The organism is Pilibacter termitis, assembly GCF_900167335.1.
GTDB lineage: Bacteria > Bacillota > Bacilli > Lactobacillales > Streptococcaceae > Pilibacter > Pilibacter termitis.
The window spans coordinates 1-18,209 of record NZ_FUXI01000002.1 but is presented as its reverse complement, the minus strand read 5'-3'; the positions used below and the strand labels follow the sequence as shown (position 1 = coordinate 18,209).

General features: G+C 41.7%; 9 protein-coding genes. 1 reads left to right on the top strand and 8 read right to left on the bottom strand.

Annotated features, from left to right (window positions below; translation table 11 throughout):
• Positions 1–47: 47 nt before the first annotated feature.
• The 8 genes from B5D30_RS00885 to B5D30_RS00850 all read right to left on the bottom strand — a co-directional run bounded on the left by B5D30_RS00885 (position 48) and on the right by B5D30_RS00850 (position 16,698).
• On the bottom strand, positions 48–1,250 hold the full coding sequence (locus tag B5D30_RS00885) for a class C sortase (protein WP_159443151.1): 1,203 nt from the start codon (positions 1,248–1,250) through the stop codon (positions 48–50).
• A 104-nt stretch (positions 1,251–1,354) separates the two neighbouring features.
• Complete coding sequence (locus tag B5D30_RS00880) at positions 1,355–3,460, bottom strand: SpaA isopeptide-forming pilin-related protein (RefSeq protein ID WP_078806143.1); 2,106 nt, start codon at positions 3,458–3,460, stop codon at positions 1,355–1,357.
• Positions 3,457–5,586 carry a SpaA isopeptide-forming pilin-related protein gene (locus B5D30_RS00875; RefSeq protein ID WP_078806142.1) on the bottom strand — a complete coding sequence of 710 codons (2,130 nt, stop codon included), beginning with the start codon at positions 5,584–5,586 and terminating at the stop codon, positions 3,457–3,459. The genes B5D30_RS00880 and B5D30_RS00875 overlap by 4 nt, the downstream gene beginning before the upstream one ends.
• Before the next feature lies 1 nt (position 5,587).
• Entirely contained in the window at positions 5,588–7,690 is a 2,103-nt protein-coding gene (locus B5D30_RS00870) for a SpaA isopeptide-forming pilin-related protein (protein ID WP_078806141.1), read from the bottom strand.
• A 1-nt stretch (position 7,691) separates the two neighbouring features.
• The gene (locus tag B5D30_RS00865; RefSeq protein WP_078806140.1) at positions 7,692–9,791 is read right to left on the bottom strand and encodes a SpaA isopeptide-forming pilin-related protein; all 2,100 of its coding nucleotides are present in this window, start codon (positions 9,789–9,791) and stop codon (positions 7,692–7,694) included.
• Positions 9,792–9,803: 12 nt separating this feature from the next.
• Positions 9,804–12,011 carry a SpaA isopeptide-forming pilin-related protein gene (locus B5D30_RS00860; RefSeq protein ID WP_144399432.1) on the bottom strand — a complete coding sequence of 736 codons (2,208 nt, stop codon included), beginning with the start codon at positions 12,009–12,011 and terminating at the stop codon, positions 9,804–9,806.
• A gap of 266 nt (positions 12,012–12,277) precedes the next feature.
• The gene (locus B5D30_RS00855) at positions 12,278–15,076 is read right to left on the bottom strand and encodes a hypothetical protein (protein ID WP_078806138.1); all 2,799 of its coding nucleotides are present in this window, start codon (positions 15,074–15,076) and stop codon (positions 12,278–12,280) included.
• Positions 15,073–16,698 (bottom strand): transporter substrate-binding domain-containing protein, encoded by a 1,626-nt coding sequence (locus B5D30_RS00850; RefSeq protein ID WP_078806137.1) that lies wholly within the window; start codon positions 16,696–16,698, stop codon positions 15,073–15,075. The genes B5D30_RS00855 and B5D30_RS00850 overlap by 4 nt, the downstream gene beginning before the upstream one ends.
• A 663-nt stretch (positions 16,699–17,361) precedes the next feature.
• Here B5D30_RS00850 and B5D30_RS00840 point away from each other — a divergent pair.
• On the top strand, positions 17,362–18,054 hold the full coding sequence (locus B5D30_RS00840) for a sortase domain-containing protein (RefSeq protein WP_078806135.1): 693 nt from the start codon (positions 17,362–17,364) through the stop codon (positions 18,052–18,054).
• Positions 18,055–18,209 lie beyond the last annotated feature (155 nt).

Genomic DNA, 18,209 nt, shown 5'->3' with positions numbered 1-18,209 from the left:
CATCTCCCCCTCTTGTCTAACTTCAAACCGCCCCTCTACGCTTTTCTTTATCTATCATCTAGGTTCATCCTCCTCCTTTTTCTCTCTCTTTCCCTTCTTCGTAGTTGGACTTCTGTTAGCCATTGTTCTCTGTCGGGTTCTAGTTTTTCTGGTTTTTCGTCTTTGAAGAAGGCTAACCAGATTTTGTCTCCTTTGTAAAGTTGCACGCTTTCAATGTCTTTTAGCTCAAGCGTTACAAGTCTTCTACGTTTTTCTTTTTCTACATATTCAAAGTTTTCATTGAGAATACTCACAAGTTCTCTTGCGGTCATTCTCTTGCGTTTTCTCTTGATGACGAGAACTTCGCCTAATTTTACTTTTCTGTTGAGGCGAACTAACGCTCTTGGTTCCATGGCATCAGAGTCTTCTAGGACGACACCGACAAATCTGCGGTAGATGAAAATCCATGTCAAGAACCACCATGAAACAATTGTCCCGACAAGTGCAAGTAAACCGTCATTAAGTGTCCAACGTTTTTTGACTTCTTCGGTTTTGGCGGTATCTGGTACAAAGCGTTCGCCTGTAATCATCAGTCTGTGGGAGTTGACCATGATTGGTGTGCAAGTGATAAGAGTAACTAAATCACGTCCTTTTTCAATTTTGAGCTTTTCCACGTCTGTCGGCTCTACAATCACTCGGCGAATGACTTTGTAGTGCAAACTTCTGCCGACCGTCTGCAAGTGGAACGTATCCCCCACTTTCACCTTTTCAAGATTGGTAAATAGCTCTTTTGACTTCAAACCAGAATGTCCTACGATAACGGCGTGAGTGTTCACTCCACCTACTGGTAAGCTCGTTCCTTTCAAATGCCCTAGTTTGTCTTCGAGAGCTTGGGCATCGGCATCTTTGACGTAGGGCAAGTTTTGGATTCCCACACTTGCAATATCAAGAGTTCCCATTATCGCAAAATTTTTGAGCAAATCGTCATAGTCTTTGACATTTGTCATTGGTAAACTCTTGTCCTCTAAGTCGAAAAGTGCCTCGTTGTAGCGGTCGAGATCGTTATACATTGCTTTGAGTGCGTTGGCACTCATATGTTCAATCTCGCTCATTTGTTGTAATTTACCGTAGCTGTTTTTCTGATTTTCAAAATAAGTAGTAACGACTGGGTAGAGGAGACAGCCCAGACCAATCACAATGATTAGATTGGTGAGCCAAGACATGAGGATATGTCTGCGGTACTCCTTCTCTTTTTTATTCGACTGTTTCATAGACTCACCTTCTCGTTTTGTATTTTGAAACATTGATACTATGTAGTGGCTAATTAGAAACTCCCACATTTCTAATTAGCCTATATAGTAAAGCTACCCTTACGTTATCCTAACATCTCTAATTCCTTTTCTTTTTTCTTGATAAAGTAACCAATTGCTGTGAGAGCAAGTCCGATGAGAATGAGAATGATGAGACTTTCTCCCCCTGTTACAGGTAGAACGGTTGCTTTGAGGTTGACGATTTGAACAAGTGAATCGTTCGTTTGATCTGTTACCCACATTTCATGAGAAATGTTTGCTGCTGGAATCAACATTGGTTTTGCGAGTAGTTGATAGCCTGTTGGAGCTGTTGTTTCAACTAATTCGTAATCAAATTGAGGGTTAATTCCAAGCTGTTGTACTTGACCAAGAATATTTGCACCTACACCGTCTTTTGAACTCAATTCAAAACCTTTTGCAACGTCACTTTCATAGCCGACAGCACCATTTGAAGAGTTAAAAGAGACATATTTGCCTTCGTTTGCAGAAGCAATTCCATGTGTGTCTTTTACACGAAGTTTGAATTTCGCTCCACTCAATGGATTGCCAAGTCCGTCTGTCTTGATTGCGTTAAAGCTACCTGTATCAATTTCCGCACGGTCTACTAATACACCGTTTGGATTGGTAGTAGCATCTCTCACCCCGTCATCACGACCTGCACCGTCACCGCTAAATCCATTAGATTGAGCGTTGCCCGTACCAAATGTCGTAATCGCTCTTGCACCTACTTCCAATAGATAAATACCAATTTCCATTGGACGAACAGGGTACGTTTCAAACACTCCGCCTACACCGATAAATTCTTGATTGAATTTTTGTCCACTCGTTGTCATCGGTACAGAGAAAGCAAATTCTACGGTCATGTTGCTACTAGGGTCAAGTATGTTCAATCCGTCAAAGTCAGTGCCTGTTTTGTTTGTATAATCAAGTGCTTGTTGAAGATTTGGTATACTTCCTTTGAGCAATTGACAAACATAACCAGCTCCGACACTAGCCGTTACTTTGTTGTAGTACATAAACGTAATGTCAAGCCCGTTCACTGTTGAGACAATTTGTTGCGTTGAGTTGTTTGTGCTAAGACTTCCGCTCTTGTACGTTGTTGGAATGAATTTCTTTTCACCTGTTTGGTTGTTCGTCACGATAAAGTGAACAGGGAATACACCGCTTGTTGCCACTTGTGTCGTATGCGTGATTTGAGCATCTCTTGCTGCGGGAGACGGAGTAGTTGGCCATGTGTGATTTGTTGTCGCTTCGCCACCAAGAGTGGAAAGGTCATTCCAAACTGGTATATAACCAACACTTACAGTAGAGTTCGTATCTGTACCAGTAAATTTATCCAACATAGCGTTGTTGATATTTGCTGTCATCGTCCAGACATTTGTTTGGTTGTTTGCTACGCTGTCTTTTAGCCAATGAGCATAGCTATTGTTCACTGCTTGGAATCTATCTGTTGCTGTGCCGTCTGGTTTGAAGATGTTGACATAGCTGTGGAAAGCAAATCCTGCAACAGGTACATTTTTAGGGAAAAGATGAATGTCATACACTGCTTGAACAGCAGAGTTTCCATTGCCGTCATCTATTTCCGCCATAAATGGTACACTGATAAATCCACGATACACTTCATGTTCGATTGTTTCACCAGGCAAGACTTTTTCTTCGATAAGGTAGAATCCGTCAGGTTGAGCAGTAGGTTTTGGATCGTCTGCGTCATTGGTACCGTTTGGATTGTCTGTGTACCAATCTGCTGGTACTTCTGTGGGGTCTCTATGAGTTACTCCACTACCGAGTGGAATGTTTGCCGTTCCACCACTTGCTGTATAATCTTTTGAGGTTAGTTTGGTATAATTCGCACCGTCATCGCTTGTCCCGTTATCACTTGGCGTTTCTGCTCCGTCATTGAGTTTCACCTTGGTGACCGTATAAGTGGTATCATCATCTGCCACTACACTCCAGCCTCCTGACAATGCAGAAGCTCCGTCTATCAAGGCAGCCGTGCTAAGAGAGCCACTTCCTCCCTCGATACGTGTAAGAGTAATTTCGCGTTCAGCATCTGGGCTAATGCGTGCATTCGCAGGCACATCTACTGCATAGGCAACGCTGGAAAAGAGACTCACAACCAATCCTGTTGCCATTAGGACATTTGCGAAAAATAATTTTTTTGAGTAATTCATGTAAGCTCACTCCTTTCTGTCTGTATGAGTTTTCTTTTACCATGAAAGCCTACTATCGTAAGAATAATGCCTATCAAAACGATAACACCTATTCCAATGCCCCCTGTTACTGGTAAAATCATCTTCTTAATATTGACTACCTTGACTAAACTATCATTTGCTAAATCTGTTTCATAAAGCACTTGTGATACATTTGTACTTGGAATTAACATCGGTTTGCTGAGCAATTGATACGTGTCTGGAGCAGTCGTTTCAATGAGTTCATAATCCCAATCTGGATCAATGCCAATTGGGTCAAATCCACTTGCTACAACGCCAGCTATTGTGGTATCTCCTGAGGTGAATGTTGTTCCACTCGCCTGAGTTGCCGTGTACGTCAAGACACCTGTACCATTTGCTAATACCGCATCGCCATTTCTCACGACATATTGCCCTTCTACTGCCGTATTTTCACCATGTGTATCTTTCACCCGCAATTTGAATTTTGCTCCTGTCAAATCATTGCCATTGCTATTAATCTTGCGAGCGTTGATTTGTCCTGTGGTGATATAGGCTTGTTTGGTGAATACACCGTTTGGATTCGTGTCGCTTTTTGCTCCGTCATCACCATTTACCGTACCTGCTGGCAAGCCATTTCCTACGGCATCTTTGCCACCACCCCACGGAGTAACAGCTAAAATATTTGGTGTATTTGCACTCATATACCAACCGCACGCATAAGGTCTTGCAGGTTTGCCGTCAAGCGTGCCTCCTGTGGCAAGTCGTTGTGCGGCAAAATCACGTCCGTTTACTTGTGCAATGATATTCAAACACACTTGGATTTGATAGCCTTGTTTTGCGTCGGCTAAATCAATTCCTTTGTATTTGTCGCCAAATGGATTGTTCACGCCAAAGTGATTGGCATCTGACCATTCTCTTGGTATGGCAATACCATAAGTTGCTGTACCATTACTCAATGTTTGTGTACCAGAATAAGAACGATAGTTAAATGTGACCCCACCATACTTAAAGCTCGTAGAAAGTTGTTGTGGTGGACTGCTCGTATAAGTGACTTTCCCACAATCGAAATATTCGTAGGTGTCGTCATTGAGATTGGTAATCAAAATACCGATAGACATAGCACCCGGTTGGAAAGTATTGCTAATATTTCCGTCTGTTGATTTGGTAAATAGTGCGTTGTAGTCATTGGTATTTACCGTACTTTCCGCTGTTTGATAGCGAGGATCCCACCCTAGTCCGATATGATAGAGATTCAAGAAATTAGCAGGATCACTCGTTCCGGGGTCTTGCATTAAACCAATAATGCTCTTAGAATAATTCGCCATTAACGTCCAAGTATTCGTTGAACCATTTGCTACTGTGTCATGTTGCCAAACAGATTTGTCGGCAAATCTTGGTTGGTAAGGTGTTTTTCCGTCCGATTGTAAAATGTTGACCGCTGTTTGAAATTCCATATTGATTGTTTTCACCACTTTTGGAAAGAGGTGGATGTTGTAGGTGATTTCACCTTTGCTATGACCGCCTCCGTCATCTACTTCTCTTACAAATGGAACGGTTACAAATTCACGATACCCTAAACTTCCTTGTGCTGTGTCGGCTGCCTCTACAAGATAATAGCCGTCTGGACTACCCTTGTCCTCATCTCCTGCATCCATTGGAGTACCTTGAGGGTCTTTTGTGTAGAAACCTTCGTCTTGAATGGCACTTGCGTGGTGAGTGGGACTACCGAGATTAATCTCGGCAATTCCACCACTCGTTGTAATTTCTACACTGCCAATCACTGTATAGTTGATTGGATTGTCAACTGGTGCGGTATTTGCTGCATTGACGTGCAGTTTGCTAATGCGATACGTTGCGGCACTTCCCGCATTATCCACTTGCCAACCGCCAGTCAATACACCATTCATCGCACTTGCATCCCCTTGGGCTGCTACAATAGATGAGCTATCAAGTGTACCATTGCCACCTTTTATGCGAGCAATCGTAATCACACGATCCGTCGAATTGTCTAAAAGGGCATCTTGTGGTACAAGAGAATTTGCCTTACTCGCCATTGGAGAAAGAAAACAGGCAAGGAGTAGAACAAATCCGAGAACTCCACCCACTCTATTTTTTCTTTTCTTCACGCTACTCACTTCCTTTCAGGCTGTTCTTTTTCTTCTGACCGATAATAACGAGCAAAAGACCGACTACAATGAGTAACCCGAGACCAACGCCCCCAGTTACTGGTAAAAGCATTTTTTTGATATTGACTACTTTGATATAGTCGCCACTTGCCTCATCTGTTACAAAACGTTCAGCCGAAATGTTTGTACTCGGAATGAGAAGTGGTTTGCTGAGCAATTGATACGTGTCTGGAGCAGTCGTTTCTTCGAGTTCATAATCCCAATCAGGATCAATGCCGGGCATTTGGAAATAGCCTAAGAGCGTGTTGGCTGTTGAGCCAGCGTTGGCAAGCCATGAACCACTTGTCATTGCTGTTGCGTTTGCTTTTGTGTCATAGCTAATCGCACCAGTGCCGTCTCTTTGAACATATTTGCCCTCAACACTTGCATTTTCGCCATGTGTGTCTTTGACTTTCAAGACGAATTTTGCTCCTGTCAAATCATTATCATTGCTATTGACTTTGTCTGCGTTCAAACTTCCTGTGGTAACATACGCACGTTCTAGGAATACACCGTTTGGATTGTCTTGTGTTTTCAAACCGTCTGCTGCTTGTGCAAAGCCTTGTGACAAACCATTTGCGACTTCGTTGTCAATACCAAAGGTCGTAATCGCATGACTTCCAGTGTCGTCAACCATATAAAATCCTACTTCATACGGGTGGAATGGATTGTTTGCAAGTATCCCTCCTGTACCAAGATATTCTTGGCTAAAGTACACCCCTTTTTGAATGAGATTATAGCTCACTGCGATTTGCACTTTGTATCCTTGAGACGGATCGGTTAGGTCAATTCCTTGGTATTTGTCACCTAGTTTGTTGTTCACTCCTAAATGATTGGCATCTCCCCAACTGGCTGGAACGCTAATTCCTGCACTGTTGTTTGTTGCCCAATCTGGATTGTTGTAGGTGTTCAATGTCCAAGAAACCGTGTTGTAGGTGATTGTCACTGTTTGCTGTTTCGCCGTAGTGTCTGGATAGGCTACACTACCAAAATTGATATACTCATACGTTCCGTCATTGAGATTGGTAATGAGAAGTCCAACACTATTGTTTCCAGCATTTTTCCACCCTGAAGTCCAACCGTTTGAAATCTTACCTTTGTCCGCATCAGAAAATCCAGTTCCCTCACTTGGTATGGCTACACCGTAACCAACACCGTAGTTTCCTTGCCCTGAGGCAACGGTAGAGTGTTTGTTACTGTATATACTATCCCAAGCGATATACATAGGGTTCGCATTACTTCGAGTGTTTGCCAATGTCGTTTTTGAGAAATTACCGAAAATCGTCCAGACATTTTCGCTGTTGTTTGCAACTGTATCATGAGTCCATACGGTTTTGTCTGCAAAACGAGTCGTTGGTACACCTGATTTTGTGAGGATATTCACCGCAGTAGAAAAACCAAAGCTCACTTGTTGTACTGCTTTCGGGAAGATATGCACGTCATAGACAATTCTTCCTTTGCTTTCTCCTGCACCGTCATCAATTTCTTGAACAAATGGCATACTGATAAATTGGCGATAAGGCATTTTTCCGTCTGGCACGTCTAGCTCTTCAATGAGATAAAAGCCGTCTGGAGTCCCTTTCTCCATACTATCCGCAACCGTTCCGTCCAAGTCTTTTGTATAAAAACCTTCACTTTCTAAAGCTGCAATGTGAGTGGTTTCACTTCCGAGATTTACTTCAGCAATTCCGCCACTTGTCGTAATTTCCACACTGCCAATAATAGAAAAGTTCGTATCCACTGGTAGCGTGTTTGGAGTGTTCATGCGTAACTTGCTAATGCGATACGTTACAGCGTCTCCCTCATTATCCACTTCCCAGCCGCCTGTTAAAATTCCGTTAATCGCACTGCGGTCGGTTTCGACATCGACAAGACTTGCACTGTCAAGAGAGCCACTCCCTCCTTTAATGCGTGCAATAGTGATTTTGCGATCTGTCGTCTTATCAAGCATGGCATCTTGTGGTACAAAGCTATTGGCAAAACTTGTAAGAGGCATTAGCACACACGCAAGAAAGAGAAAGAATGAGCCTATACTGTAAACAAATCTCTGTTTCGTCATTTTCATTCTACTCACTCCCTTTCATTCGTTTTTTGTTTAGCCCCCCTATAAAGATAAATGTCAATCCTACCAAGACAATCAAGCCAAGACCAATGCCACCTGTTACTGGCAAAATCATTTTCTTGATGTTGACCACCTTGATATAATCCCCGTTTGTTTCATCCGTCACAAAGCGTTCCGTTGAAATATTTGCACTCGGGATTAAAAGTGGTTTGCTGAGCAATTGATACGTGTCTGGTGCTGTGGTTTCTTCGAGTTCATAATCCCAGTCAGGATCAATTCCCGGCATTTGGAAATACCCTTGAAGAGTATTGGCACTTGCACCGCTGTTCGTCAACCACGCTCCACTTGTAAGAGCTGTTCCACTTGCTTTTGTTGCAGTGTAGGTAATTGCCCCATTCCCCGTTCCTCTTGAGATATATTGCCCCTCAACTGCTGGATTTGCCCCGTGCGTGTCTTTGACTTTCAAGAGGAATTTCGCCCCCGTCAAATCACTGCCGTTGCTATTGATTTTGTCCGCATTCAAACTTCCCGTGGTAATATACGCACGATCTAGAAATACACCATTTGGATTGTCTTGTGTCTTGTAACCGTCTGCTGCTTGTGGGAATCCTGTTGGCAAGCCATTTGTAGCATCTGTATCAAATGTCGTAATAGCAGGACTTCCACTAGTGTCGACTACATACGCTCCAAGTTCATAAGGGTGAACTGGTTTGTCTGCAAGACTTCCTCCTGTACTGAGGTATTCTGGTGTAAATGGATAACCAAGCGTAGTAAATCGTATCGTGGCACACACTTGCACTTTATACCCTTGTGCAGGATCTGTTAGGTCAATCCCTGCATATTTATCGCCGAGCTTATTGTTGACCCCTAGGTGAGTAGCATCTCCCCATGAAGCAGGAATCCCTACCATTGCACTATTTGTTCCCCACCATGCATGTGCGTTATAACCATTAAATGACCAACTAACACCGTTGTAAGTGACTGTGTTCACGTGTGAGCTACTATCTCCCTGAGCATCATAAACGACTTTCCCAAAGCTAATATACTCATACGTGTCGTCATTCAAATTGGTAATCAATAAGCCAACGGAACCTTTCCAATCTGCAGGGTAATTATTTGAAATATTTGCGTTGTCAGGAAAAGTAGTTCCTTCCGCTGTTGGAGCAGTAAAACTACAAGTAAAGTCTCCAGTTGATTTCGTAGCAGAATGTTTATTGGAATAAACTCCGTCAAATCCCATATAAATCGCATTTCCGTTTGACGCTCTCATATATTGGAGGGTTGTCTTAGAGTAATTGGCTAATATCGTCCAATTATTTGAATCGCCATTGGCAACTGTATCATGTAGCCAAACATCTTTATCTGCAAATCTATCCATTGTCGTACCGTCAGTATTTAAAATATTCACCGCCGTAGAAAAACCAAAACTCACTTCTTTGACTACTTTAGGGAATAAATGCACGTCGTAGATGATTTGTCCTTTGCTGTGACCTGTGCCGTCATCTATTTCTTGGACATTTGGCATGGTAAGATACCCACGATACGCACGACTTCCAGAAGTTGCGTTTTGTTCTTCAATGAGATAATACCCGTCTGGTGTTCCTGTATCTTCATCTCCTTCTGCCACTGCGTTTCCTTGATAATCTAGCGTGTAGAAACCTTTTGCCTCTACATCAGGCACGTGATGTGTCGGACTTCCTAGATTCAACTGTGCATTCCCGCCACTTGTTGTTACGTCAATAAAGTCAATCACCGTATAATTGAGCGGACTTTCAGCGGGAGCGGTATTTGCTGCATTCATCTTTAGCTTGCTAATGCGATACGTTGTTGGACTTCCCGTGTTATCCACTTGCCAACCATTGCCTAAAATCGCATTGATTGCGTCATTGTCGCCTGTCACACCGACAAGAGATTGACTATCAGGACTGCCACTTCCGCCTTTGATTTTACTAATCGTAATCACACGATCCGTTGTGCTATCAAGTACGGCATCAGAGGGAATCAACGTATTCGCACCAGCTACTAACCCAAAAGCAACCACGGAGATAAAACCAATAAAGGCAAAAGATACAAGAACTTTTTCTTTTATTTTTCTTGTTTCCATACTGTTCACCGCCTATTCTGTCTTATCGTGTTTGCGTTTGTTGACAATACCAAAGATGAGAAACGCCATACCTACGAGAATGATAATACCTAGACCAATTCCCCCTGTTACAGGTAGAACGGTTTTACGGATGTTTACGACATTGACTAAATCATCATTTGTATTATCCGTATCCCAAGTAAGTTCACTCATGTTTGCAGTTGGAATCGCAAGAGGTTTGGCTAATAATTGATAACCTGTTGGAGCAGTTGTTTCGATTAATTGATAATCCCATTTTGGATTGACACTAAGCCATTGGAATTTACCGAGCAAACTTGCGTCAACGTTTCCTGTGTCTGTTGTGTATTCTGTCGCTTGAGCAACATCTGTCACATAGCTCCATGTGCCGTCACTCGTTGATACTTTCAAGTATTTTCCTTCGTCTGCGGCATCTTCACCTTTACTATCGACAAGTTTCAATTTGAATTTCGCATTTCCTAGACGTTTGCCGATTTCATTGACTTTCACACCGTTCAAGTTTCCTGTGGTAACGTATGCTTGTTCGATTAACACACCGTTTGGATTGGTTGCACTACGCACACCGTCATCACGACCTGCACCGTCTGTCACAAAACCATTCGTTGCAAATGTGTCATTTCCTTTTGTCGTTACGACATTGTGGGTCAAGTTCGTCACATCTAGTGCATATCCAGAAAGTACAGTCGGACGAATTGGATTGGCTGCAAAGTCACCTAAAATCTTGTCTTGTGTAAAGTTCAATCCTTTAGGTGCCATTTGAACGGTAAAGGCAAGTTCTACGGAATAACCGCTAGACGCGTCAAGCAAGTTAATACCTGTATAATCCCCACCAAGTTCATTTGTTTCATCAAACAATGCTAAAAATGTCGCTTTATCATTTGAACGAAGGAAACAACCTACTGGAGCATTTGCATTGGCTGCGATCACAGTATTATTTCCCCAGATCGTCAAGTGACTTTGTTTCGTTCCTGTCGTAATATTGACAACTACATTACTGCTGGTCGCTTGAAGAGAGCTACCTTTGTATAGCGGAATATAGTCTTTTGTGCCGTCAGAGAGTTTCGTAATGATTGCTCCAGCACTTACTTGACCATTTGTACCTGAGCCATAAGGAGTACCAAATGTAACGCCTGCTCCTAAAGGGGTAGGAGAAAGACCACTTGCAGAGGAGCCAAAGTTACTTTGACCGCTCGCTTTGTTTTCACCATAAGCAAGTGGGTCTGTATAAGCTGCTGCATACCACATTTCAATCAAACTTACACCACTTACACCTGTTGGGTTGTAGTTGTCAAAGAATGATTTTGGCAAGTTCGCCGTTTGTGTCCAGTTGGTCACTTGACCATTGGCAACAGTGTCATGCAACCACGCATCGTTTGCATTATTCGTTGCAAAGCGTGGCATTGTTGCATGAGCAACTGGGTCGATGATGTTGACATAGCTATGAATACCAAGACCTGCTACACGCACTCTCTTAGGATAGAGGTGTACGTCATACGTGCCACTTACTGCACTCTCATCACCTGTGGTAATCTCTGCAAAGTTTGGAATACTGATAAATCCACGATATGCTTCATATTCAGCACTCGGATTTTTTTCACGAATAAAATAAATACCGTCTGGAGATACATTTGTATCATCAACTGTTCCGTCATCTTTTAAGTTTTTAAAGAATGCTTGAGCAATTGTACTTGTCACACCACTTTCATCAAACGTGCCACTTGTGTCGTAAGTGCCTGTTGCCGTATAGTCAATGGCACTTCCTGTTGCACCACTTTGTGAGTCGCCGATTTCAAATGAAACGGAACCGCTGACAGTGGTCACTTCTGCTCCTGCAATAAGTTTGTAGTTTGCCGTACTTGCTCCTCCTGTTGGGGTTACTTCTCCCGGAATAAATCCATTATCCGTAGGAGTTGTTTGACCACTATTGAGTTGCACTTTGAAAATTTGGTAGGTGGTTTGTGGGTCTGAATCATCTGCCACCCAGCCATTTGTCAACGCTCCTGTTCCGTCAACGAGTGCTTGAGTATCCATATTGCCGCTACCGTCTGTCACACGAGTAATCGTAATTTTACGAACAGCAGCAGGATTCATCATCGCACCTTCTGGAACGACTAGAGCAATTGAGTGTAACATTCCTGCGAAAAGCCCACCTGCTAGACAAGTAGTTGCAAGCAAGACTTTCAAAAATTTGTGTTTGACCATTTTTTTCATCCCTTCCTTTTATGACCAGAGAAATCAAACACTCTCTTGATCACGTTAGAATCTTGTTGCACAACTTTGTTACAAAGCTACCTCCTCAAAACCAACGAGCAGACGTCTTTCGGGTAAAAGGCGAGTGTATTTTCTCAAAGTCTGCTCGTTGAATAGAGTGGTGCGTAAATCATTTGTCCTCCTTTCATATCTTTCCCTTCAGCATTTCGGATAAATAGTTTTTTGGATATGAGCCAAAGGGTGAGTTTTGCCTTTTTTTACTCCTCACGTTTTGGAGGGTGGTTCATGGTGATTAATAGATACACAACTGTTCCAATTGCCATGAGGAAAATAGAACCTGCTGCGATAAGCACCATGACACTTAAATTTTCATCTCGTGATGTATTTGGCACTTTCGCCCCACTTCCACCGTTTTCGTATTGCACGAGATTAAAGTATAATTCGTGCTTACTTGCACTTGTGGTAACATCACTGACCACTTCACTACTCGTACCAAAGCTCCATTCTTTATTGGCAAATTTTGGATTGCCAAGAGCGTTTCTCGTGATTGCCGCATTGAAACTAAACGGAATCACATGGTCAAAGTCTTTCGTGGTCGTCTTAAATTTGCTACTATCTACGGCGGCAGTTTCAATATCGTTTGGCTGTGTACCGTCAGGGTAATACGTTACCTCTGCTTGATACCCCACTCGATAAATATCTGGGAGATTTTCATACTCCTCACCATAGGTATCACCAAATTTATCCAAAAAGTCTACAAGAGATTCCTTGACGACATTGTTGGTAATCAAATGTTCATTGTTTGAAAAGCTATAATCAGGGTCGAGTTCTCTCACTGCGTTCATCTTGTCCTCATGCTCCCCTTGCGTGTGCTGATAGACATATAAACCTAAAAGATAGTCTTTTCGTGGAATCATTTTTTCATTTCCATTGACAAAGCGAATAATATAATAGCCTTTGATTGCTTGAAGTCCACTGCTTGCTTGCAATTGCCGTAGCACGTAGACACTTTCACCGTCTATGGCGGTGCTATCTTTCTCACAAACAACGTGTACCAAGCCGTCCTTGATTGAAAGGACATTGCTTGAAATCGGAACGTCCTCGGCTCCAAATCCCCATTGTTCAATCGTATCTTTACTGCCTGTAAAGGAATATCTCCATTGCTCCTTATCTTGCGTTTTCACTTTGCGATAAAATGCCCACGCACTCTCTCCGCTGAGAGCTTCAAATTTGTCCTCGTCGACCATTTGCACATAGACATTGACTTTTTCCTCTGACAAAAGTGTTGCCACATAACCCAAGTCAATGGTGCGAGCATCTGAGGCGAGAGCTAGGAATGGTTCCTCCCCTCTTTCCTTTTGGATAGGAGCATTGCTTAGTTTGACAATGTTTTGATTGTAAAGCTGAAAGTCGTCCGTTTCTTTTTCACGCTTGTAAATGCGAGTTTCGATTTCTTTCGTTTGCTCATTTTGATTGATATGAACGAGCCAAGTGGTTGCATTATCAGAAAATCCTTCGCCCACTTGAATCACTTCAAGCAAGTAGTACCCTGTTTTGATTGGATATTCCACATTTTCCTTTTTGGTGATTTTATTGAAATCATTCGTATTGCGATTAATATCCAAATAAAGCGAGTGAAAGTTAATCGTCTTATACCGTGTATTTTTAATTGCCGATTGCTCCTTGCCGTCTGTTTTCAATCGTCCGTCAGGAAGGAGAATGTAGTGGTTGTTGGTATATTCTGGGATACGGTTATAATTGCCAATATCCTCTACTGGAATCGTCGTTCCAGTGCTTTCTATCGTATAAAGCCGTTTGCCGTCATACGTTCTCGGCACCCCCGTCTTATCACAATCCGTCAAGCGAACCACTGTTCCAGAAAGATTTGGCATATAAAAGGACAATTCTTGCGTATCTTCTTTCTTTTGGAAACCAAGAGCGTCCACACGCAAATCATAGCCTTTCGGTGCTCTTACGAGAAAACCGTCTTGATTGCTAATTTTTCTTTCCTCTAAAATTTTCGCCTCTTGACTTGGGTAGTAAGGAGACAAATCGCTAATCACCATTTTGTTTCCTACACGACCCACCTTTTTTCCGTTGGCATCTTGTTTATTTGGGCTTTTACTATTAAACCCAAGCACGATTTCCTCTCCTCCAAGGTATTCATTGATTTCTTTCTTCGTCCATTTCACCTTGCTTGGCGTATAGCCATAGTAGTGGAAAAGAAATACTCCTCCATCATTGTTTGGGGTATATTTCACATGGAGTCGTCTAAAATACCCGAGTGAGTCGCCGACACTTGCTAAACCTTTCATCTTACTGTTGTAAAGTTTGACGATTGGCACTTCCGTTTGCACATGACTGCCGTCAACGTCAATCATCTCTTCCGTGAAAAATCCTTTTTCATACCCTCGCAATTCGCTTGGCAAGTAAAGATTGTACTTGTCTTGGTAATACACGGAATTGCTCCTAAGATTATTTTCTGGCTCCATATAGGAAATCGTTGGGCGAGCGACATCATTGACCAAATCCATCGCCACTTTCACTCCGCTATTGTCATAAACTGCTAAATCTGTAAACATACCAGAATGAGCGACACCGTCTGCACTTTTTCCGACAATAAAACTAAGTGCTTGCTTAATTTTTTGCGAATTGTCTACACTTGTTGCACCGTTGCTAAGATTTAGCTCTTTCGCATCCATAAGCAACAACTCAGTAGAGTTCCCCCAAGTTGTAGGGTCAAGTGCGATATAGCATTGAAGTTCAAACGGCTTGGTCAAATCAATTTTTTGCACACCCCAAATTTGACCGCTATTGACCGAATCTTTGGCGTCTGAAGAAAGTTTTACAACATCTCCTCTATCACCTTGCTCTTTTTCAGCATCCCCTGCGAGCCTTACGACATTGAGTACATCTTTGTACCTCTCTGGAATAACAGTAATGTCGCTATACCAATCACCGAGCGGATAAGCTGTACTCTCCTCGGCAAACGCCACACCACCGAGAAAAAGCACGCCACTCAACAGGGCTAATGCAAATTTTCCTCCCCCTTTCATGAGTTATGCCTCCTCTCTATGTGCATTTTATAGCCAATTACACCAAGCAAAACGACCACACCGAAAACACTTGCGACAATGATATAAGTAAGAGAATTGCTTGATTTACTCTCACTCTTTCCCAAACTTTCCGCTGTCTTGGGAACTTTCTCGCTCTTTTCACCGTAGACAAGATATTGCTCTAAAATATCTTGGTAGCTCCCGTCTTTTTGCATTTCCTTGAGTCCTTTGTTGAATTGAACAATAAATTTGCCGTCATACTCTTTATTTGCTATGCAAGAAATATCATGAATATCAAATTCCTCACCGATTTTTTGCAAACTACTATCTGACAACGTGTGAAAATTAATCACCATAGCTTTCGTCAAAAGTGCATCTACTTTCAAACGTTTTGCCTCACGTATCATATCTGTTTGCCCTGTATCAAATTCATGAATGTGGAAATCAAATCTTTCCTGATTTTCCTTGAGCCAACTAACAGAGTTCATGCCACTCATTACACCAATCATTGACCCTTTCAAATCAGCTATGTCTTTATACGCTCCGTCTTTATACGTGCAAAACTGAATCCCGCTACGTGTATAAGGAAGGGAACTCGCATAACGAGTCGTCATCTCCTCGCTCATTCTAAGACCTGAGAAAAACGCATCTACTTGTTTATTTTCAACCAACGCATATCCTGAGCCACTTTGTACGAACTTGTACTCAATTTTAAATCCCACACGTTTAGCAATTTCATTGAGCAAATCATATTCCAACCCGACAATGCGATTTTGGTTGTTTTGATAACAAAACGGTGCGTTGTCGCTATTCATAGCAATCACAAACGTTTCGTTACTCTCCTTTTCAAACGCTGGGATTTTCACCCCTTTGAAATATTTGTTCTTGATTTCATTGAGTTTGCCAGAAGTTTTGATTTTTTGAATACCGTCATTGATTTTTTTGAGTAATTCTTGATTTTCCCCTTTTTTCACTGCAAAACCGTATGCCCCTTTTTCAAATGCTTTGCCGACAAATTTCAAATCGTCTCGTTTTTTCATTTCAAAAGAGAAATGATACACATCATCAATAAATGCTGCATATTCTTTTGGTGCGTTTGCCACAAATGTCTGTATGGTATCTTGTTCTTGGTCGTCTAGCACCACGTTCCAGCCGTAGACTTTGCGATTTTCCATTGCCCAATTCGCACCAAGCGTGCCACGTCTAGCAAGCACTGTTTTCCCCCGCAAATCTTCAGGCTTGGTGATGTCTTTGCTACTTTTGAGTGTCGCAATTGCAAGCCCTGTATCCATATATCCTGCCGAAAAATCAAATGCCGCTTTACGATTATCCGTAATCGTCACCGCCGAAATCACACCGTCAAGCTCACCAGTCTGTACGCTCGTCAATAATGAAGAAAAATTCGCCGTAATCAACGTATATTGAAAATCTTCAATCCGAGCAATCTCTTGCAAAACTTCCATTTCCATACCTGTCATCGTGCCGTCTTTCTTCTTGTACTCAAATGGCGGTTGGTTGAGATCTGTACCAATATTGTAGACAGTCGCATGAGCCGATTTGCCAAAAAATAAAGCAAAACCGCTTAATAGTAGGAACGGCAGCAGTTTTTTTAGAGTTTTCATCTCCTCACCCCTCTCTGTAATTTCATTTTTATTATTTATAACTTTTTACGATTAAAACCGATGTGGAAATATCCACATTTTTTCTTTTTCTTCTTATATTTTTGTCTATTATTTTCTTTGCATAGTAAATAAAAATCATTTCCTTTATTTTTTTCTTGGGTACATTATATTTATAACCCCTTTTTTGATTAATTCCAATTGATAAATAGACATTCACTATCTCGCTTTCTTTAATCTAATCAAATTTTAATCGAAAAACCCACGATTTTATAGGCATTTACTGTCTTGTCAATAGCACGATTCAACATTTTCTATAAACGAGAAAAAAAAGAATTATTTGTTGTTCAAACAGTTCACACAAAAAACATATATTTTTCACACATTCCGTAAACCTACCTACACCAACGTTTTCAACCCATGAAAACATTAAATCTCTCGTTTTTTATCAATTTTTAAACAATATATTTTCCATTCAAAGAAAAACAACAGCAAACAAACTCCTTTACAGAACAAGCCTTTTCTGTCTATCGCTTTTTTCGCACTTCTAATAAAATTAGAAAGAATTTTGTTCTACAAGTTATTAATTAACAACTCAAAAAAAAAGTGCTATACTATTTTTAGGGTAAAAGGTCGAGTGAAAAAACGACTTGGAGGAATCCGAACATGAAAACGAGAAAATTACTCATATTCCTTGCATCTTCCGTTGCAGCACTCGCCTTAGTTGCTATTGTAAGCACTTTTTTCCTTTTGACGAATCAAGGAGACAAAAGTGCGAGTGGCAGCAAAGATCAAACAACATCATCTGTTACGAATGACGATGACAGGAGTATTGACATTGTAAACGAAGCAGACGCAAATCCTGACGACAAAGGAAAACTTGCAATTTATGCAGGTGGGGCAGATGACTTAATGGGAGAAGATTTGCCAGATACGGCAAATAATTATACTTCTCAATATTTCATTATCAAAAACCAAATCATCCATTATACTGTTGCAGGAACAAGAACAGGACAAGCTGTCATTAATAAAAATCCAAAAACCGAAGCAGCAACTTGGGGTGGCGTTACGGCACAATCTTGTGTAGACAATAAAAACACACACTTTATCGCCCACAACCCCGGTGCATTCAACGTACTTACTCAATTAAAAAACAACGACATGATTACCGTTGTTGACAGTGCAAAAAAGAAACGCAATTACCGTGTACGTGTGATTACTCGTGTAGACGACAAAGCCTATGAAATCGGCACAAAACGTGACTACTGGAGCATTATCACAGGCACTGGAGGAGGAGAGCGAATCACACTACAAACCTGCCTCTCACGCACAACAAATTTAATCGTGATTGCTTATTAACAGAAAAGCGAAGAGGGGCGGTTAGGAGTTTGCAACAGTGAGCCACAGCATTTACTTGCTTGAAACAAAGTTTCAAGTGCTGTTGCGAACAGTTGCCAAACTCCTGCCCCTCGCAGCTAGACAAAGAAAAGCGAAGAAGGGCGATTTGAAGTCTG

What these genes read in the sequence shown, in the direction of transcription:
- B5D30_RS00880 (WP_078806143.1), bottom strand. Translation starts at nt 3,460, where the DNA reads ATGAATTACTCAAAAAAATTATTTTTCGCAAATGTCCTAATGGCAACA.
- B5D30_RS00885 (WP_159443151.1), bottom strand. Translation starts at nt 1,250, where the DNA reads ATGAAACAGTCGAATAAAAAAGAGAAGGAGTACCGCAGACATATCCTC.
- B5D30_RS00840 (WP_078806135.1), top strand. Translation starts at nt 17,362, where the DNA reads ATGAAAACGAGAAAATTACTCATATTCCTTGCATCTTCCGTTGCAGCA.
- B5D30_RS00870 (WP_078806141.1), bottom strand. Translation starts at nt 7,690, where the DNA reads ATGAAAATGACGAAACAGAGATTTGTTTACAGTATAGGCTCATTCTTT.
- B5D30_RS00860 (WP_144399432.1), bottom strand. Translation starts at nt 12,011, where the DNA reads ATGGTCAAACACAAATTTTTGAAAGTCTTGCTTGCAACTACTTGTCTA.
- B5D30_RS00865 (WP_078806140.1), bottom strand. Translation starts at nt 9,791, where the DNA reads ATGGAAACAAGAAAAATAAAAGAAAAAGTTCTTGTATCTTTTGCCTTT.
- B5D30_RS00850 (WP_078806137.1), bottom strand. Translation starts at nt 16,698, where the DNA reads ATGAAAACTCTAAAAAAACTGCTGCCGTTCCTACTATTAAGCGGTTTT.
- B5D30_RS00855 (WP_078806138.1), bottom strand. Translation starts at nt 15,076, where the DNA reads ATGAAAGGGGGAGGAAAATTTGCATTAGCCCTGTTGAGTGGCGTGCTT.